This is a genomic window from Rathayibacter sp. AY1H3 (genome assembly GCF_002932015.1).
Map to the genome: position 1 here is coordinate 36,339 of NZ_PSUU01000020.1, position 12,962 is coordinate 49,300.

Consider the following 12,962-nt stretch of genomic DNA (forward strand, 5'->3'; position numbering starts at 1 on the left):
CATCCCGGAGCAGGCGCCCCGCCCGCCGGAGCACCTCTTCGAGAGTACCCGGCGGGCGGGCGCCGTGGTCGGCGGCTCAGGCCTCGCGCCAGTCGTCCTGCCGGAGGTGGGAGCCGGCCTGCGGCCCCATCTGCAGCATCCCGCCGTCCACGACGTACGAGGATCCGGTGATGTAGGAGGCGGCGGGAGAGGCCAGGAAGGCGACCACCGCCGCGATCTCGCGGGCGTCGCCGGGGCGGCCGAGGGGGATGCCGGGGCGGTCGATCGTGACGGGGTCCACGTCCTCGGCGTCGTTCATCGGCGTCGCGATCTCCCCGGGGGCGACGGCGTTGACGGTGATGCCGAGGGAGCCGAGCTCGAGTGCGGCCACCTTCAGCAGGCCGCCCAGCCCGTGCTTGGCAGCGGTGTAGGCGACGGAGCCGACCCGCGGCTGGTGCTCGTGGACACTGGTGACCGCGATGATCCTGCCGCCCGTGCCCTGGGCCGCCATGCGCCGCGCGGCGCGCTGGAGGCAGACGAACGCTCCGTCGAGGTTCAGGGCGACGGTCGAGCGCCAGCTGTCGAGGCTCTGCTCGAGGAAGGGCTCGCCTCCGCCTCCGCCCGCATTGCTGACGGCGACGTCGAGCCCGCCCAGTCGATCCGCGAGGTCGTCGATCACGTCGCCCGCGCCCTCCAGATCCGTCGTGTCGAGGCGCGCGATCTCGGCGCGCCGGCCGAGGGAGCGCACCTCCTCCGCCGTGCCCTGCGCGCCCTCCTCGTCGCTGTGCCAGGTGATGCCGACGTCCATGCCCGCCTCGGCCAGTGCCACCGCGGTCGCCCGGCCGATGCCGGAGTCAGAAGCGGTCACCAGTGCACGGGTGGGCCGGAAGTCTCGAGGTCCCTGGGTCATGTCGTCTCCTGTCTCGATCGGGCCGCCGATCCGGCGGACACGGGTCGATCCCATCAGGGGATCCGACGCGCTCGGGAGCCGGTTGACAGGTCCGGGCTCGCGCGAGACGCGTGGCGGTGTCCCCGCTGAGCGCCCCGATCGCGTTGACTGGGCGGATGGATCACCGGCGCATCTCGGTCGTCGTCCCCGTGAAGGACGACGCCCGCCACCTCGAGCAGCTGCTCGAGCTCCTCCGCGAGCAGACGCTCGCTCCGTTCGAGATCGTCGTCGTCGACGACGGGAGCACCGACGACAGCGCCGCCGTCGCGCGAGCGGCGGGCGCGCGGGTGGTGCGGCACGACGGAGCCGGGATCCCGGCGAGCACGGCGCACGGCTTCGACGAGGCGCACGGCGACGTCCTCGCACGGCTCGACGCCGACTCCCGCCCGGGACCCGACTGGCTGGCGCGCCTGGCCGGCCACTTCGCCGATCCCGAGGTCGGAGCGGTGACCGGTCCCGGACGCTTCGACGAGCTCGGCCCGATCGCCCGGGTGATCGCGCGGGTCGCCTACATGGACGCCTACTTCGTGCTGATGGGGTCGGCGCTGGCCAACTGGCCGCTCTTCGGCTCCAACTGCGCCGTCCGCCGGTCGGCGTGGGAGGAGATCGCGGAGGAGATGCACCGGCACGACGCCTACGTGCACGACGACGTCGAGATCAGCGTGCACCTGGGACTCCGGCACCGGATCGTGCTCGACCGCCACCTCGAGGTCGGCATCTCGGCCCGCCCCTTCGGCGCCTTCGCCGACATGCTCCGCCGGTTCGACCGCGCTCTGCACACGCTGGCGCGGCACCCCGGGATGGGGTCGTCCCTGCAGCGCTGGACGCACCGGGTGCGCCGCACCCACCGCGACCGCCTGCGAGCGACGGCCGCGGCGCGCCGCTCCGGCTGACGACGAGAACCGACGGCGCCGCCTGACGGCTAGGGCTGGGCCGCGTCCGGCCGGGCCGCGTCGGGCTCGGCCTCCGCCGCCCGATCCTCTCCGGGCGCGGGGCGCCCCTCCTTCGGCATCGCCCAGACCGCGGCGAGCATGCCCACGGCGAGGACCGTGAGCGCGATGCAGACGAAGCGGGTGCCCTCGGCGAGGTCCGCCGGTGCGGGGACGCCGCCGCCCGCCTTCGCGTTCACGATCGCGCCGAACACGGCCACGGCGACGGCGCTGCCGATGTTGCGGGCGAAGAAGTTGGTCGAGGAGACCACTCCGCGCTCGTTCCAGTCGACGCTCGACTGCGCCCGGATCAGCGTCGGAGTCGCCACGAGCCCCATGCCGGCGCCGATCAGCACGCAGAAGCCGGCGATCTCCCACAGCGTCGAGGAGGCGCCGAGCAGGATGGTCAGCGCCGTGCCGATCACGACGAGCCCCGCTCCGAGGAAGCCCGTGTTGCGGAAGCCGATGCGCAGGTAGAGCCGGCCCGACAGGCTCGCCGCGACCGGCCAGCCGAGCGTCATCGCCGCGACGGCGAAGCCCGCGCCGAGGGCGGAGCTGCCGAGCACGCCCTGCGCGAAGGTCGGGAAGTACGAGGTGACGCCGAGCGTGATCGCGCCGACGGTCACCGAGACCAGGCTGGTCGAGATCAGCACGCGCCGCGTGAGGACCCAGAGGGGGAGCACCGGGGCGGCAGCTCGCCGCTCGATCGCGACGAAGCCGGCGAACGCGAGGGCCGAGACGACGAACACGCCGACTCCGGCGGGGGAGAGCCACGGCCAGGCGCTGCCGCCCTCGAGCAGCCCGAGGATGAGCAGCGCGGTGCCCACGGCGAGCACGGAGGCGCCCGCCACGTCGATCCGCTGCTTCTCGCCCCGCGTGGTCTCGCGGAAGCTGCGGATCAGGAGGAACGCCGCCAGGAGGCACAGGGGGATGTTGACGAGGAAGATGCCGCGCCAGGCGCCCAGGTCCGAGAGCACGCCGCCGAGGGTCGGCCCGACGACAGAGGAGATGCCCCAGACGCTCGCGAGGTAGCCCTGGGTCTTCGCACGCTCGGCGACCGTGTAGATGTCGCCGGCGATGGTGATGCCCATCGGCTGGATCGCTCCGGCCCCCAGGCCCTGCAGGGCTCGGAACGCGATCAGCGCGGGCATGCTCCAGGCGAGGCCGCACAGGAGCGAGCCGACCAGGAACAGGGCGATGCCGATCAGCATGATGGGCTTGCGCCCGATCACGTCGGCGAGCTTGCCGTAGAGGGGGACCGAGACCGCCTGGGCCAGCAGGTAGATCGAGAACAGCCAGGGGAACTGCTCGAAGCCCCCCAGGTCGGCGACGATGGACGGCACGGCCGTCGAGAGGATCGTGGCGTCGAGGGCGACCAGAGCGGTCGAGATCATCAGGGACAGCAGGATCGGGCCGCGCTCCGAGCGCAGTCCGACACTCGCGCGGGTGGGGGCGTCGGTCACTCTGCCCAGGCTATTCCATAGCCGGGGGATGGAAGCGGGGCGGAGAGGATCCGCTCCGGGGCTCGGTAGACTGGCGGCATGGAACTCGTTCTCTGGCTCGTCGTGTCCGCCATCGCCGGTGTCGGCCTCGTCTCCGGAGTCGCGGCTCTCATCGCCATGACGCGGGCGCCCTGGTCGGCCGACAAGTAGCCGCCCGGCCGGCCTCGCGCCGGCACTACTCGTAGATCCGCACCACGCTCCACTGCGGCTCCGTCGACGCGACCACGTCGAGCACGAACGCTCCGCCGGTCGCGAGGTCCGTCGCCTGGAAGCGCCAGCCGCCGATGCTCACCGGTGTGCGCCCGAACGTCGGCGGGAACCCCTCGAGGGGCGCCCACCACTCGCTCGTGCAGGTCCACACCGTCGGCCGGTCGGTCACCCGGTAGCTCCCGCCCCGCCACTCGAGCGCGATCGGCACTCCCTCGCCGTCGGTCGAGACCAGCGCCGTCTCGTCGATCACCGCCATCGTCGTGCTCCCGTTCACTCGCCGGACCCGGTTGGCCGTTCGAACATGTGTTCGATAGTCTGCGAGTGTACGCCGCGGCGCTCGTGCTCGCCACGGCCGCGGATCGACCGGTGGGAGGCGCGATGATCGAGTGGAGTCCGCTCCAGATGCTGCGCAGCAGCGGGCAGGACGAGTGGGTGATGGTCGACGCCCTGCGCACCGGCCGGATCGGCCTGGTGCGCCGCATCGAGACCGGCCCGTACCGCGAGACCTGGTTCCGCGCGGTGACCTGGGCGGCCGAGCCGGAGAGGCGGACGCTCGTGGGCTACTCCCGCTCGATGGACACCATCGCGGCCGCCCTGTGGGCCCATCAGCCGCCGACGGCGCAGGAGAAGCCCTTCCCCGGCTACCCGCCCTCGCGGCCGTCGGCGTGACTCCTTCAGCGAGAGGGGGCCCTGCCGTCCCCGCGACGGCGGCCTCCGTGTCCGCCACGGGGGAGAATGGCCCGATGCTCCTCGCACTCGTCGGCGGCCCCACGGGGGCGTGGCGGGCGGTCGACCCCGTCGGCGGCGCCGAGGCCGGGAGCGGCAGGGGGCCGGCCGAGCTGGCGGCGTTCGTCCGGGAGCGGGAGCCGGAGCGCCCGCGCTGGGTCTGGGACGACACCGCGCGCTGGTACCCCGCACTGCTGTCGGCCGGGGTGGTCGTCGCCCGGTGCCACGACCTCCGGCTGGCCCGCGCGATCCTCCGCCGCTCGGTCTCCGCCGCCTCATCGGCTCTCGCGCGCTCGCCCCTCGACCCGTGGGACGCGGGAGCCGCGGCCCCCGCCGCGCAGGACACGCTGATCGGGTTCGAGGAGGCGGCGGGCGGCTCCGACGAGCTCGACCCCGTCCTCGAGCTGGCCCTGCAGGAGGAGGCGCTCTCCGGCGCCGCCGAGGCCGGCCGGCTCCGCCTGCTGCTCGCCGCCGAATCCGTCGGCGCCCTGATCGCTCGCGAGATCGCCCACGCGGGGCTGCCGTGGCGCGCCGATGTGCACGACCGGGTGCTCACCGGGATGCTCGGCCCCCGCCCGCTCTTCGGCGGCCGCCCGGCCCTGCTGGAGGCGCTGGCCGTCCGTCTGCGCGACGAGCTCGGCGCGCCCGAGCTCAATCCCGACTCGCCGGCCGAGCTCCTCAAGGCGCTGCGGCGCGCGGGGCTGCCGGTCGAGTCGACGCGCTCCTGGGAGCTGCAGTCCCTCGAGCATCCCGCGGTGCCGCCCCTCCTGGAGTACAAGAAGCTCTCCCGGCTGCTCACCGCCAACGGCTGGGCATGGCTCGACGCGTGGGTGCGCGACGGACGGTTCCGGCCGGAGTACGTGGTGGGCGGCGTCGTCACCGGCCGCTGGGCGACCTCGGGCGGAGGGGCGCTGCAGCTGCCGCGGCAGATCCGCGCCGCGGTCACCGCGGATCCGGGCTGGAGCCTCGTGGTCGCGGATGCCGCGCAGCTCGAGCCGCGCATCCTCGCCGCGCTCTCGGGCGACTCGGCCATGGCCGCCGCCGGGCGGGGCCGCGACCTCTACCAGGGCATCGTCGACGCCGGCGTGGTCCCCGACCGGCCGAGGGCGAAGGTCGCGATGCTGGGGGCGATGTACGGGGCGACGAGCGGCGAGGCCGGGCGGCTGCTCCCGAGGCTCGCCCGTGCCTACCCGCGCTCGGTCGCGCACGTCGAGGCGGCGGCTCGGGCGGGCGAGCGCGGCGTGAGCGTCTCGACGTGGCTCGGGCGCAGCTCGCCTCCCGGACCCGAGGGGCTCTCGGCGGATGCGGCGCGAGCGCGCGAATGGGGACGCTTCACCCGCAACTTCGTGGTGCAGGGGACCGCGGCCGAGTGGGCGCTCTGCTGGATGGGCGAGCTGCGGGCGCGACTGCGCGCCGAGGGCGGCGCGGTCGGCCGGGCGCACCTCGTCTACTTCCTGCACGACGAGGTGATCGTGCACGCTCCCGCCGACGTCGGCGAGCGGGTCGCCGCGATCGTCCGCGAGGCGGCGGTGCGCGCCGGACGCTCGCTCTTCGGAGAGGGCGAGGTCGACTTCCCGGTCACCGTCGCCGTCGTCGACTCCTACGACCAGGCGAAGTGAGACGCGGGATCAGTACCAGTGCGGCGAGCGGTTGTTCCAGCTCGACCACGCGTTGCAGGGCGAGCCGTAGGCGCTCTTGATGTACGAGAGACCCCAGTCGACCTGCGTCGCCGCGTTCGTCTGGTAGTCGGCTCCCGAGTTGGCCATCTTGCTCGCCGGGAGGGCCTGCGGGATGCCGTAGGCGCCGGAGGAGCGGTTCAGCGCGTTCCAGCGCCACCCCGACTCGCCGTTCCACAGCGGGATGAGGCACCGGTCGACCTGGTCGGCGCCCCAGCCGAAGCGGCCGACAGCGGTGCGGGCGTAGGCCTGGGCCTGCGCGGGGGAGAGGCCGTCCGTGCGTCCGGCGTAGGTGCCGAGGGCGGCGATGGTCTTGGCGGAGCTGTTGCGCGCGCCGGTCGGGTCGTCGTCGCCGAGCTCGACCGGGCCGCCTCCTCCGCCGCCTCCGCCTCCGCTGTTGGAGGGCGCTGCCGGAGCAGCGGCCGCGGCGGGAGCCGACGCGGCGCGCTGGCGGGCGGCCTCGGCCTCGGCAGCGAGGCGGGAGAGGCGCTGCTGCTCCTCGAAGGCCGACTTCGCGTCCTGGCCGTCGGCGTACTCCCGCTCGATCTCGGCGGTGGTGTTCTTGAGCGAGGCGAGCTGGGTGTAGAGCTCCTGGCTGTACTTCTCCTGGTCGGCGACCTTGGCGTCGGCCTCGGCCTGCGCGGAGCGGGCGGCCGAGAGCGCGTCGGCCGCGGCGGTGGCGAGGGAGACGCGCTCGCCCCGGGCCTGCTCGGCCTGCGCGGCGAGGGAGACGGCCTGGTTCTCGGTCGACTGCGCCGCGGTCTGGAGCCGGCTGGTCTGCTGGGTGAGCTGCGTCATGGTGCCGAGGCGGTAGAGCAGCTCGGTCGACTCGTCGCCGCCGATGAGGAGGTTGAGCGTCGCATCGGTCCCGCCGTTGCGGTAGAGCTGCGCGGCGAGACGGCCGGCCTGCTCCTTCGCGGCGTCGGCGTCCGACCGGGCGGCGGAGGCGCGCTCCTCCAGGGCGCTCACGCGCTGGGTCGCCTCGTCGAGAGCGCTCTGCGCGGCGTCCGCCTCGGCGGCCCGGCTGATGGCGGCGTCGGTGAGGGCGGCGGCCTGGTCGCGCAGGTCGGCGAGGAAGGCGGTGATGCGGTCGACCTCGGCGGCGGTGGCGCTCTCGCTCGACTTCGCGGCCTCCACATCGGACCACGAGGGGTAGTCGGACGGGTCGTAGGCGGCGGACGCGGAGAGCGGAGCGGCGAGGGCGGCGCACAGGACGAGGACCGTGCCCGCTCCGGCGGCGACGAGGCGCCGGCGCGCCCGGGAGGGGACGCGGAGACCGAGGGGGGTGCGGGACATGCGAACCACCCTAGGCGACGGCACCCGCGCCTGTCTCGTCCTAGCTCGAGGCTCGACGGCCCCGACGGGGACGCTCGAGAGCGTATCCGCGGACGCCCCGTCCCGGCCCGTCGCCCGTGAGCTCGTCGCGGGCCGCCTCGAGGAGGCGCCGCAGGGCCTCCTCCCGCACGCCGGCGGCGATCGCGGCGAGGCGGCGCTGCGGGTGCGCGTCCTCCTCCTCCGCCTGCTCGTCGGCGGTGGCGGGCAGCGAGCTCTCGTACGCGTCGAGGACGGCGGCGAGGTCGGCGCCGGACAGGCTCGAGGCCAGCAGCACCCGGTCGAGGACGTCGTCCCAGTCCTCCTCCGGGGACGCTCCGTCACCCGTCAGCCAGGCGGCCGCCTCCGCGCGGCCCTCGTCGGTGAGCGCGTGCAGGGGGAGGCCGTCGTCGGTGGACCCGGCCGAGACGACGAGGCCCCGCTCGCGCAGGCGCTCGAGCGTCGAGTAGATCTGGCCGACGTTGACCCGGGGCCGGTGCGCGGCACGGTCGAGGAGCTCGGCGTGCAGCTGGAGGCCGTAGGCGGGGCCGAGCGTGAGCAGGGCGAGCAGGCCGTCGCGGACGGACACGGTGCTCCTCCCGGCGGGCGTCTGGCGGTGTGCGGCGTCCGGCGGCGCGGACGACCTGAGTATAGGCAGGAGCCGCCCACGGCCGGTCGAGCAGGCGCGGCGAGCCGCCTTGACGGAGGTCCGCCGCTCCTGCATGATCGGGCGTGGTGGCACGTCCACCGTCATAATCGAAGAAGGCGCACCGCAGAGTGTTCCGTGGTCCGGGTCGTTGGGGAAGACGCACCGGGACGAACGGAGGACGCCATGGTGGCGCAGCAGACTCGGGGTGTGCTCTTCGTGCACTCCGCCCCCCGCGCGCTCTGCCCCCACCTCGAGTGGGGGACAGGTCGCGCTCTTGGTCGTGCCGTGAACTTCGCCTGGATCGAGCAGCCCGTGCTCCGCAGCACACTGCGCGCCGAGTTCGCCTGGGAGGGCCCGGTCGGAACCGGTGCCGTCATCGCGTCCGCTCTCCGCGGCTGGGCCGACGTCCGCTACGAGGTCACCGAGGAGCCCTCGCCCGGCGTCGACGGAGGCCGCTGGATGCACACGCCCGAGCTCGGCATCTTCTACGCCCAGACCGACAGCGCGGGCAACACCGTCGTGCCCGAGGACCGCATCCGCTCCGCCATGGAGCTCGCCGGCGCCGACCCCATCGAGCTGCACCGCGAGCTGCGCCTCGCCCTCGGCCAGGCCTGGGAGGACGAGCTCGAGCCCTTCCGCTACGGCGGCGACTTCGCCCCCGTCGTCTGGATGCACGGGGTCGGCTGAGTTCGTTCGACGCCGCTCCTCGCGCGGCGTCGCGCAGTCGGCTCGGTCGGGTGGTCGGGTTCCGTGGAGCGGCCGGCGTCCGGCGACGCCGATCCGCTGGCACGCGGATCGGCGGATACGCCTCGCGGCAATCGTTCGCTCCCGCCTCCCTGAACCAGGCGGCCAGCGGACCCCCCGTTCCGGCAGAGGTCCGCCTCGAAGGCGCGTCGTCGCCTCACGGTTGCCGCTCGCTGGCACGTCGACCAGACGGTCGGCGGAGCACCGCGTTCCGGCGGAGGGCGTCGGAAGACTCGTGGACCCGCCCGCACCTCTGTCGCGCACGACGCCGACGGCCCGAGTAATGGCGAGTCGCACGCTCCCCACGAGCGCAGCCGCCCTGATCCGAGCATCCGACCCGAGTCGCGGCGAAGCCCGCGCTCCCCTCGAGCACAGCTGCTTGAACCGAAGCTTTCGACCCGAGTCGCGGCGAAGCCCGCGCTCCCCACCAGCACGGCGTGCTCACCAGCCCGCACCAGACGGCGGCGCAGATCCCTCGCGGCACGAGGCGTATCCGGGGATCCGCGTTCCAGCGGATCACCGTCGCCGCACCGCACCGGCCCTCGGGAACCCCGCCCCCCACCCCAGCGGACGCGCCTGCGCCGCGCAAGGAGCGGCGCAGCCCGCTTTCCGCACGGTGGAGCGGGGCTACGCCCCGCTACACCGTCCGGAAAGCGGCAACAGCATTGTGCCCCCCGAACCCGAACGAGTTCGAGATGGCGACCAGCGGTCCGTCGCCGAGGGCCCGGGGGCTGGTGACGACGTCGAGGGGGATCTGGGGGTCCTGCTCGAAGAGGTTGATGGTGGGGGGTGCGGTGCGCTCGTGGAGGGCGAGCACGGTGAAGATGGCCTCGAGCGCGCCGGTGCCGCCGAGGAGGTGGCCGGTGGACGCCTTGGTCGCGGAGACGGCGATGTTCGGGAGGTGGTCGCCGAAGACGCGCAGCAGGGCGCGGTACTCGGCGATGTCGCCGACCGGGGTGCTCGTCGCGTGGGCGTTGACGTGGGTGACGTCGGTGAGCGCGGCTCCGGCCTGCTCGAGGGCGCCGATCATGGCGCGGGCGGCGGCGGAGCCCTCGGGGTCCGGCGCCGTGATGTGGTACGAGTCGCTGGTGACGGCGCCGCCGGCGAGCTCCGCGTAGATGCGGGCTCCGCGGGCGAGGGCGTGCTCCTCGGTCTCGAGGATGAGTGTCGCGGCGCCTTCTCCGAGGACGAAGCCGTCGCGGGAGACGTCGTAGGGGCGCGAGGCGGTCGCCGGGTCGTCGTTGCGGCGCGAGAGGGCCTGCATCGACGCGAAGGCGGCGATCGGGAGCGGGTGGACGACCGACTCCGTGCCGCCGGCGACGACCACGTCGGCGAGGCCGAGCTGCATGTGCTCGTAGGCGTTCGCGAGGGCCTCGGTGCTGGAGGCGCAGGCCGACACGTCGGTGCGGGCGTAGGCGCGGGAGGGGATGGCCATGCTGATCGCGGCGGCGGCCGCGTTGGGCATGAGCATCGGGATGGTCATCGGGAGGACCCGGCGGGGACCGCGCTCGCGGAGGGTGTCCCACGCGTCGACGAGGGTCCAGAGGCCGCCGATGCCGGTCGAGTAGTCGACGCCCACGCGGAGCGGGTCGACGTCGGTGATGCCGGAGTCGGCCCAGGCCTCGCGGGCCGAGATGAGCGCGAACTGGCTGGAGGGGTCGAGGCGCTTCGCCTCCGGGCGGGAGAGCACCTCCTCTGGGCGGACCTTGGCCTGGGCGGCGAAGGTGACCGGGATGTCGTACTGGGCGACCCAGTCCTGCTCGAGGGAGCGGACGCCTGATTCGCCGGCGAGGAGTGCGTTCCAGGACTCCCGGGCGGTCCCGCCGAGGGGAGTGCTGGCACCGATTCCGGTGACGACGATCTTCTTGGTCATGACGAGCTTCTCTGTTCCGTGTGGGTGGGTGCCGGGCTCACCCCGGCCGACGATCGCCGGCCGGGGTGTCCGCCACGAGGACGGGGTGCGCGGGCGACGACTACTCGGACGCCTTGACGATGAAGCGGACCGCGTCGCCGACCGTCTTGAGGTTCTTGACCTCGTCGTCGGGGATCTTCACGTCGAACTTCTCCTCGGCGTTGACGACGATGGTCATCATCGAGATGGAGTCGATGTCGAGGTCGTCGGTGAACGACTTGTCCATCTCGACGGAGTCGGTGGCGATGCCCGTCTCGTCGTTGACAAGCTCGGCCAGGCCGGCGAGGACTTCTTCGTTGGACAGTGCCATGGTTCTCTCCTTGGGGGTTCTTCGGGTGTTCGTCAGTGACCGTAGGTCAGTTTAGGGGTGGGGTCGCGCCGGTCACGGGAGCACCACGACCTGCGCGCCGAACACCAGTCCGGCGCCGAAGCCGATCTGCAGCGCGAGTCCGCCGTGCAGCTCCGGGTGCTCCTCGAGCAGGCGGTGGGTGGCGAGCGGGATCGACGCGGCGGAGGTGTTGCCGGTGGTCTCGATGTCGCGGCCGATAGCGACGGTCTCGGGGAGCTTCAGCTGCTTCGCGAGCTCGTCGATGATGCGCATGTTCGCCTGGTGGGGGATGAACGCGGCGAGGTCCTCGGGCTGGACGCCCGCCTCCGCGAGCGCCTGCTTGGCGACCTTGGCCATCTCCCAGACCGCCCAGCGGAAGACCGACGGGCCGTCCTGGCGGAGGGTGGGCCATTCGGCGGTGCCGTCGCGGTAGGCCGCGAGCGGGTTGTCCATGCCGACGGTGTCCCACTTGGAGCCGTCGGATCCCCACACGGTCTTCGAGATGCCGGCGGTGTCGCTGGGGCCGACGACCGCGGCGCCCGCGCCGTCGCCCAGGAGGAAGGAGATGCTGCGGTCGGTCGACTTGACCAGCTCGGACAGCTTCTCGGCTCCGACGACGAGCACGTACTCGGCCAGGCCGGAGCGGATGAAGGAGTCGGCCTGGGCGATGCCGTAGGTGTAGCCGGCGCAGGCGGCCGAGATGTCGTACGCCGGGGCGGGGTTCGCGCCGATGCGGTCCGCGAGGAGCGCGGCCAGCGACGGGGTCTGCACGGTGTTGCTGATCGTGGAGACGAGCACGACGCCGATCTGGTCCGGGCGGATGCCCGCCTTCTTGATCGCCTCGAGGGAGGCGGTGGTCGCGAGGTCGACCGCGTGGATGTCGGCGGAGGCGCGGCGGCGCTCGATGATGCCGGTGCGCTGGCGGATCCACTCGTCGGAGGAGTTGATCGGCTCGATCAGGTCGTCGTTCGGGACGACGAGGTCGCCGCGTGCCGCGCCGATGCCGAGGATCCGGGTGTACGCGCTGCCGCTGGACTGGGTGAGGGAAGGGGTCGTCATGGGGTCTCTCCTGCTAGGCGGCGTGCTCGTCGAGGAAGGCGCGGGCGGCGTCCACGTCGTCGGGGGTCGTGATGGCGATGCTCGGCACGCCCTTGAGGCCGCGCTTGGCGAGGCCGACCAGCGCGCCGGCGGGTGCCAGCTCGATGATCCCGGTGACGCCCGCGTCGGCGAAGGCCGCCATGCAGAGGTCCCAGCGGACGGGGGAGGCGACCTGGCCGACGAGCAGCTCGAGGAACGCGGCGCCGGAGTCGACGACCGACCCGTCGCGGTTCGTCCAGAGCCGGAGCGTCGGGTCGGAGGGGGTCAGCCCGGCTGCGACGCCGGCGAGGGAGTCGCGGGCGGGCGCCATGTAGCGGGTGTGGAAGGCGCCGGCCACCTGCAGGGGGATCACGCGGGTCCCGCGGAGCGGCTCCGCCTTGAGCGCCTCGAGCGCGTCGACCGCGCCGGCGACGACGATCTGCCCGCCGCCGTTGTAGTTGGCCGGCTCGAGGCCGAGCTCGTCGAGACGGGCGATCAGGGCCTGCTCGTCGCCGCCGAGGACCGCGCTCATCGCGGTCGGCTCGGCGGCGGCCGCAGCGGCCATGGCACGGGCGCGCTCGCGGACGAACACCAGCGCGTCGGCCTCGGTGAGGACTCCGGCTCCGGCGGCCGCGGTGATCTCGCCGACGGAGTGTCCGGCGATGCCCGCGATGCGCTCGCGCCGTCCGCCCTCGAGGAGGGCGGCGAGGCTCACGAGTCCCGCGGAGACGATCAGGGGCTGGGCGACCGCGGTGTCGCGGATGGTGTCCGCGTCCGAGACGGTGCCGTGCGCGGCGAGGTCGATGCCGACCGCCTCCGAGTGCGCGGCGACCTGCTCGGCCACGGAGGGGATCTCGAGCCATGGGGCGAGGAATCCGGGGGTCTGGGAGCCCTGACCCGGGGCGACGACGACGATCACGGTATCCAGTCTTCCGATCTGCGCTCGCACGTGCGGCGCGTGGAGCCACTG

The 12,962-nt window shown here is 73.7% G+C and carries 13 protein-coding genes; 4 read left to right on the forward strand and 9 right to left on the reverse strand.

Annotated elements, in window-relative coordinates; genetic code table 11:
• Positions 1-76 precede the first annotated feature (76 nt).
• A complete protein-coding gene (locus C5C33_RS09485) occupies positions 77-889 on the reverse strand; it encodes an SDR family oxidoreductase (RefSeq protein WP_104226704.1) in 813 nt (270 codons plus the stop codon).
• A gap of 155 nt (positions 890-1,044) precedes the next feature.
• Here C5C33_RS09485 and C5C33_RS09490 point away from each other — a divergent pair, with 155 nt between their 5' ends.
• Entirely contained in the window at positions 1,045-1,821 is a 777-nt protein-coding gene (locus C5C33_RS09490) for a glycosyltransferase family 2 protein (RefSeq protein WP_104223456.1), read from the forward strand.
• Positions 1,822-1,850: 29 nt separating this feature from the next.
• Here C5C33_RS09490 and C5C33_RS09495 read toward each other — a convergent pair whose 3' ends face one another.
• Together C5C33_RS09495 and C5C33_RS09500 are read right to left on the reverse strand one after the other, a co-directional pair.
• The gene (locus C5C33_RS09495; RefSeq protein WP_104260996.1) at positions 1,851-3,251 is read right to left on the reverse strand and encodes an MDR family MFS transporter; all 1,401 of its coding nucleotides are present in this window, start codon (positions 3,249-3,251) and stop codon (positions 1,851-1,853) included.
• A 283-nt stretch (positions 3,252-3,534) separates the two neighbouring features.
• Positions 3,535-3,843, reverse strand: coding sequence for a hypothetical protein (locus tag C5C33_RS09500; protein ID WP_104226677.1), 309 nt, complete (start codon positions 3,841-3,843; stop codon positions 3,535-3,537).
• 104 nt (positions 3,844-3,947) lie between these two features.
• Between C5C33_RS09500 and C5C33_RS09505 the strand changes: the two genes are divergently transcribed.
• Positions 3,948-4,238: a hypothetical protein gene (locus C5C33_RS09505; RefSeq protein WP_146082406.1), complete on the forward strand. Its 291-nt coding sequence runs from the start codon at positions 3,948-3,950 to the stop codon at positions 4,236-4,238.
• 74 nt (positions 4,239-4,312) lie between these two features.
• Positions 4,313-5,914 (forward strand): bifunctional 3'-5' exonuclease/DNA polymerase, encoded by a 1,602-nt coding sequence (locus C5C33_RS09510; protein WP_104260983.1) that lies wholly within the window; start codon positions 4,313-4,315, stop codon positions 5,912-5,914.
• Positions 5,915-5,923: 9 nt separating this feature from the next.
• Here C5C33_RS09510 and C5C33_RS09515 read toward each other — a convergent pair whose 3' ends face one another.
• Both C5C33_RS09515 and C5C33_RS09520 read right to left on the reverse strand, forming a co-directional pair.
• Positions 5,924-7,267, reverse strand: coding sequence for a hypothetical protein (locus C5C33_RS09515; protein ID WP_258069213.1), 1,344 nt, complete (start codon positions 7,265-7,267; stop codon positions 5,924-5,926).
• 40 nt (positions 7,268-7,307) lie between these two features.
• Positions 7,308-7,871, reverse strand: a complete 564-nt coding sequence (locus C5C33_RS09520) for a PadR family transcriptional regulator (protein ID WP_181074586.1) — start codon at positions 7,869-7,871, stop codon at positions 7,308-7,310.
• 243 nt (positions 7,872-8,114) lie between these two features.
• Here C5C33_RS09520 and C5C33_RS09525 point away from each other — a divergent pair, with 243 nt between their 5' ends.
• Positions 8,115-8,618 carry a DUF3145 domain-containing protein gene (locus tag C5C33_RS09525; protein ID WP_104226674.1) on the forward strand — a complete coding sequence of 168 codons (504 nt, stop codon included), beginning with the start codon at positions 8,115-8,117 and terminating at the stop codon, positions 8,616-8,618.
• A gap of 694 nt (positions 8,619-9,312) precedes the next feature.
• Here the strand turns inward: C5C33_RS09525 and C5C33_RS09530 are convergent.
• The 4 genes from C5C33_RS09530 to C5C33_RS09545 all read right to left on the reverse strand — a co-directional run bounded on the left by C5C33_RS09530 (position 9,313) and on the right by C5C33_RS09545 (position 12,911).
• The gene (locus tag C5C33_RS09530) at positions 9,313-10,548 is read right to left on the reverse strand and encodes a beta-ketoacyl synthase (protein WP_104226673.1); all 1,236 of its coding nucleotides are present in this window, start codon (positions 10,546-10,548) and stop codon (positions 9,313-9,315) included.
• Between the two features lie 100 nt (positions 10,549-10,648).
• Complete coding sequence (locus C5C33_RS09535) at positions 10,649-10,897, reverse strand: acyl carrier protein (protein ID WP_104223463.1); 249 nt, start codon at positions 10,895-10,897, stop codon at positions 10,649-10,651.
• A gap of 72 nt (positions 10,898-10,969) precedes the next feature.
• Positions 10,970-11,974 carry a beta-ketoacyl-ACP synthase III gene (locus C5C33_RS09540; protein WP_104260985.1) on the reverse strand — a complete coding sequence of 335 codons (1,005 nt, stop codon included), beginning with the start codon at positions 11,972-11,974 and terminating at the stop codon, positions 10,970-10,972.
• A 13-nt stretch (positions 11,975-11,987) separates the two neighbouring features.
• Positions 11,988-12,911 (reverse strand): ACP S-malonyltransferase, encoded by a 924-nt coding sequence (locus tag C5C33_RS09545; protein ID WP_104226672.1) that lies wholly within the window; start codon positions 12,909-12,911, stop codon positions 11,988-11,990.
• Between the last annotated feature and the right edge of the window lie 51 nt (positions 12,912-12,962).

Bases quoted from the DNA above. Each gene is read 5' to 3' on its own strand.
- C5C33_RS09540 (WP_104260985.1), bottom strand. From the start codon at position 11,974: ATGACGACCCCTTCCCTCACCCAGTCCAGCGGCAGCGCGTACACCCGG.
- C5C33_RS09505 (WP_146082406.1), top strand. From the start codon at position 3,948: ATGATCGAGTGGAGTCCGCTCCAGATGCTGCGCAGCAGCGGGCAGGAC.
- C5C33_RS09485 (WP_104226704.1), bottom strand. From the start codon at position 889: ATGACCCAGGGACCTCGAGACTTCCGGCCCACCCGTGCACTGGTGACC.
- C5C33_RS09535 (WP_104223463.1), bottom strand. From the start codon at position 10,897: ATGGCACTGTCCAACGAAGAAGTCCTCGCCGGCCTGGCCGAGCTTGTC.
- C5C33_RS09515 (WP_258069213.1), bottom strand. From the start codon at position 7,267: ATGTCCCGCACCCCCCTCGGTCTCCGCGTCCCCTCCCGGGCGCGCCGG.
- C5C33_RS09495 (WP_104260996.1), bottom strand. From the start codon at position 3,251: ATGATCTCGACCGCTCTGGTCGCCCTCGACGCCACGATCCTCTCGACG.
- C5C33_RS09530 (WP_104226673.1), bottom strand. From the start codon at position 10,548: ATGACCAAGAAGATCGTCGTCACCGGAATCGGTGCCAGCACTCCCCTC.
- C5C33_RS09490 (WP_104223456.1), top strand. From the start codon at position 1,045: ATGGATCACCGGCGCATCTCGGTCGTCGTCCCCGTGAAGGACGACGCC.
- C5C33_RS09525 (WP_104226674.1), top strand. From the start codon at position 8,115: ATGGTGGCGCAGCAGACTCGGGGTGTGCTCTTCGTGCACTCCGCCCCC.
- C5C33_RS09510 (WP_104260983.1), top strand. From the start codon at position 4,313: ATGCTCCTCGCACTCGTCGGCGGCCCCACGGGGGCGTGGCGGGCGGTC.